Below are 4,228 nucleotides of genomic sequence, written 5' to 3'. Positions count from 1 at the left end.
CCCGCCGATCCCGGATCGGCGGGGCTTTTTTTTGGTCGCGACGCACCTTGGGTCGCAGCGCTGCAACGAGGTGGCACTGCGATTCCAGGCAGCCTGGCGCCATGGCCCTGACCCGGAACCGAGGGAGGAGATGCAATGAACGGACGACAAGGATGTGCGGGGCTGCTGCTGGCGGCGCTGTCGCTGCCGGTGCTGGCACTGGGAGCCCCGGAGCAGGAGGAGCTCAGGCTCGGCTTCATCAAGCTGACCGACATGGCGCCGCTGGCGGTGGCCTACGAGCGGGGCTATTTCGAGGATGAGGGACTCTACGTCACCCTCGAAGCCCAGGCGAACTGGAAGATATTGCTGGACAGGGTGATAGACGGCGAGCTGGACGGTGCCCAGATGCTGGCGGGCCAGCCCCTGGCGGCCCACATCGGCATCGGCACCCAGGCCGAGCTGGTGACGGCGTTTGCCATGGATCTCAACGGCAACGCCATCACGGTGGCCAACAGCGTCTGGGCCGCCATGGCGCCCCAGTTGCCCAGGCCGCAGGCGGGCCAGGTGCCGCCCCCGGTGAGTGCCGCCGCCCTCAAGCCCGTGGTGGCGAACTATCGTCAGGGGGGTAAGCCCTTCAACATGGGGATGGTCTTCCCCGTCTCCCCCCACAACTACGAGCTGAGGTACTGGCTGGCGGCAGGCGGCCTGCACCCCGGCTTCTATGCCCCCCAACTCGGGGACAACTCGGGCCAGCGCCAGGCGGACGTGCTGCTGTCGGTGACGCCGCCCCCCCAGATGCCCGCCACCCTGGAGGCGGGCACCATCGCCGGCTACAGCGTGGGGGAGCCCTGGAACCAGCAGGCGGTCGCCAGGGGCATAGGGGTGCCCGTCATCACGGATAACGAGATCTGGCGCAACAACCCGGAGAAGGTGTTCGGCGTCACCCGGCAGTGGGCCGAACGTCACCCCAACACCCATGTGCGGCTGGTGAAGGCGCTGCTGCGGGCGGCCTGGTGGCTGGATGCAGACGACAACGGCAACCGGCGCGCGGCGGCCAAGCTGCTGGCCAAACCCGAGTACGTGGGGGCGGACGAGCAGGTGATCGCGAACTCCATGACGGGCACCTTCGAGTACGCCAGGGGGGACAAGCGCCAGGTGCCGGATTTCAACGTCTTCTTCCGCCATCACGCCACCTATCCCTACTACTCCGACGCCATCTGGTATCTGACCCAGATGCGGCGCTGGGGCCAGATCCCCGAGGCCAGACCGGATGCCTGGTTCGAGCAGGTGGCCAGGGCCGTCTATCAACCGGATGTCTATCGCCAGGCCGCCGAGGCGCTGATCGCCGAGGGCAAGCTCAAGGCCACCGACTTCCCCGACTTTGCCAGCGAGCAGGGCTATCGCGGCCCCCAGGATGGCTTCATCGACGGCCTCATCTATGACGGCCGCCACCCCAACGCCTACCTGCAACAGTTCGCCATCGGCCTCAAGGGCGATGAGCGGGTGCAATGAGCAAGGAGATCCCGATGAAACGACACGCATGGCCCCTCATCCATTTAAAAGCCATCAACTGGAAAATCATGGTGCAGCCCCTGCTCGGCGTGCTGCTCTTCCTCGGCCTCTGGCAGTGGGGGGCGAGCCAGGTGCAGACCAGTCTGGGCACCCTGCCGGGGCCGCTCGCCACCGCCAGCCAGCTCTGGTCCCTCGGGCAGGAGCATCTGCAGGAGCGGGAGAAGGCGGCGGCCTTCCTCGAGCGCCAGCAGGTGCGCAATGCGGCAAGGCTGGCGGCGGATCCGGCGGCCGAGGTGAAGCTGCGTCCCTACACAGGGCGTCCCACCTTCTTCGATCAGATAGCCACCAGCCTGCTCACCGTGCTGTGCGGCTTCGCGCTGGCGACCCTGATCGCCATTCCGTGCGGGGTGCTGCTCGGCATGAATCAGGGGCTCTATCGCGCAGCCAACCCGGTGATCCAGCTGCTCAAGCCGGTGTCGCCGCTGGCCTGGCTGCCCCTCATCACCCTGGTGGTGAGCGCCCTCTACGCCAATCCCGCCCCCTGGCTTGCCAAGTCCTTCCTCACCTCGGCCCTGACGGTGACCCTCTGCTCCCTCTGGCCGACCCTGATCAACACGGCGGTGGGGGTGGCGGGGCTGGATGGGGATCTGCACAACGTCAGCCGGGTGCTGCGCCTCTCCTTTGTGACCCACGTGCGGCGCATCGTGCTGCCCGGGGCCCTGCCCATGATCTTCACCGGGCTGCGGCTCTCCCTGGGGGTGGCCTGGATGGTGCTGATCGCGGCGGAGATGCTGGCCCAGAACCCGGGGCTCGGCAAGTTCGTGTGGGACGAGTTCCAGAGCGGCGGCTCTGCGTCTCTGGCCCGCATCATGGTAGCGGTGATCACCATAGGCCTCATCGGTTGCGCCCTGGACAGGGGCATGCTGGCCCTGCAGCAGTGGTTGTCCTGGGACAAGCGCCAGGTGCTGCGTTAATCACATTTCTATTCAGGCAGGAGAAGAGCCAATGAAGAGTTATCTGGAGATAAGCGACGTCGGCATCTCGTTCGAGACGGAGCAGGGCAGCTTCGAGGCCTTGAGCCGGGTCAACCTGCGCATCGAGAAGGGGGAGTTCGTCTCCCTCATCGGTCACTCGGGCTGCGGCAAGAGCACCGTCCTCAACCTGGTGGCCGGGCTGCTGGAGCCGACCCTGGGGGGCATCATTCTCGATGGTCGCGAGGTGGCGGGCCCGGGGCCCGAGCGGGCCATGGTGTTCCAGAACCACGCCCTGCTGCCCTGGCTCAGCGTCCAGCAGAACGTGGCGCTGGCGGTGGCCCAGGTGGAGTCTGACAAGCGGGCGGTGTCGGAGCGGGTGGACTACTACCTCTCCCTGGTGCAGATGGATCACGCCAGCCAGAAGATGCCCCACGAGCTGTCGGGGGGGATGAAGCAGCGGGTCGGCATCGCCCGCGCCCTCTCGCTCTCCCCCAAGGTGCTGCTGATGGACGAACCGTTCGGCGCCCTCGATGCCCTGACCCGGGCCCATCTGCAGGATGCTCTGATGGCGATCCAGGCGGAGCTTGGCAACACCGTCATCATGATCACCCACGACGTGGACGAGGCGGTGCTGCTCTCCGATCGCATCGTCATGATGACCAATGGCCCCAGCGCCACGGTCGGAGAGATCCTGACCGTCGACCTGCCAAGGCCCAGAGACAGGGTCGCCCTGGCGGACGATCCCCACTACCACAAGCTGCGCCAGCAGGTGCTGCGCTTCCTCTACGAGAAGCAACGCAAGGTGACCCCCCTCAAGGCAGCCGGGCAGGTGCGCAGCAAGCTGCGCGCCTGAGCCCGCCGGATTCAAGGAAGAGAGACATGACTGACAAAGAGCAACAGTGGGTGACAGAGGACGGCATGGGCCTGCTCGGTCGCCAGAACAGTGGTTCCGCCGAACAGACCGCAAAGCAACGGCTGCTGGTGGTGGGCAACGGCATGGTGGGTCACCACTTCGTCGAACAGCTGGTGGCGGCGGGCGGCCTCGAGCGGTTCGACGTGACGGTGTTTGGCGCCGAGCCTGACGCCGCCTACGACAGGGTGCACCTCTCCGAGGTATTCGGCGGCAAGGCACCCCAGGCCCTGCGCATGGCCGACCCCGCCTGGTATGAAGAGAGCGGCATAACGCTGCGACTGGGGGCCGAGGTGGAGGTGCTCGACCGGGCGGCCCGCACCCTGACGCTGGCCAACGGCGAGCAGTTCCCTTACGACCGTCTGGTGCTGGCGACCGGCTCTGTCCCCTTCGTGCCCCCCATCCCCGGTCATCAGCGGGAGGGCTGCTTCGTCTATCGCACCCTGGGAGATCTCGCTGCCATCCGCGATGCCTGCGCCCAGGCCCGCAGCGGCGTGGTCATCGGTGGCGGCCTGCTGGGGCTGGAGGCGGCCAACGCCCTGCGCCTGCTCGGCCTCAAGACCCAGGTGGTGGAGTTCGCCCCAAGGCTAATGCCGGTGCAGCTCGACGAGAGCGGCGGCGCCGTGCTGCGGGACAAGATCCAGGCCCTCGGGGTCGAGGTGCTGGTGGAGAAAGCCACCGAGTGCATCGAGCAGGGGGAGCAGGCCCGTCATCGCCTGCGTTTCAAGGACGGTTCCCACATTGAGACCGACGTGCTGCTGTTCTCCGCCGGTATTCGACCCGCCGACACCCTGGCCCGGCAATCCGGGCTGGAGGTCGGGGAGCGCGGCGGCATCTGCATCGACGACGGCTG

4 protein-coding genes are annotated in these 4,228 nt (G+C 67.1%); all 4 read left to right on the top strand.

Translation table 11 applies throughout. From position 1 onward, the window contains the following. The first annotated feature begins 135 nt into the window (after positions 1-135). Positions 136-1,491: a CmpA/NrtA family ABC transporter substrate-binding protein gene (locus tag AACR77_RS18390; protein ID WP_042883281.1), complete on the top strand. Its 1,356-nt coding sequence runs from the start codon at positions 136-138 to the stop codon at positions 1,489-1,491. Between the two features lie 14 nt (positions 1,492-1,505). Continuing rightward, positions 1,506-2,465, top strand: coding sequence for an ABC transporter permease (locus AACR77_RS18385; protein ID WP_052224832.1), 960 nt, complete (start codon positions 1,506-1,508; stop codon positions 2,463-2,465). 31 nt (positions 2,466-2,496) lie between these two features. Further along, on the top strand, positions 2,497-3,318 hold the full coding sequence (locus AACR77_RS18380; protein ID WP_042883280.1) for an ABC transporter ATP-binding protein: 822 nt from the start codon (positions 2,497-2,499) through the stop codon (positions 3,316-3,318). A 26-nt stretch (positions 3,319-3,344) separates the two neighbouring features. Continuing rightward, positions 3,345-4,228, top strand: an 884-nt coding sequence (locus AACR77_RS18375) for an NAD(P)/FAD-dependent oxidoreductase (RefSeq protein ID WP_231563282.1), incomplete at its 3' end; no start/stop codon positions are given.

Origin of the sequence: Aeromonas sp. ZOR0002 (assembly GCF_963866995.1) — a bacterium.
Taxonomy (GTDB): domain Bacteria; phylum Pseudomonadota; class Gammaproteobacteria; order Enterobacterales; family Aeromonadaceae; genus Aeromonas; species Aeromonas caviae.
This window is presented reverse-complemented; position numbering and strand designations above follow the sequence as displayed.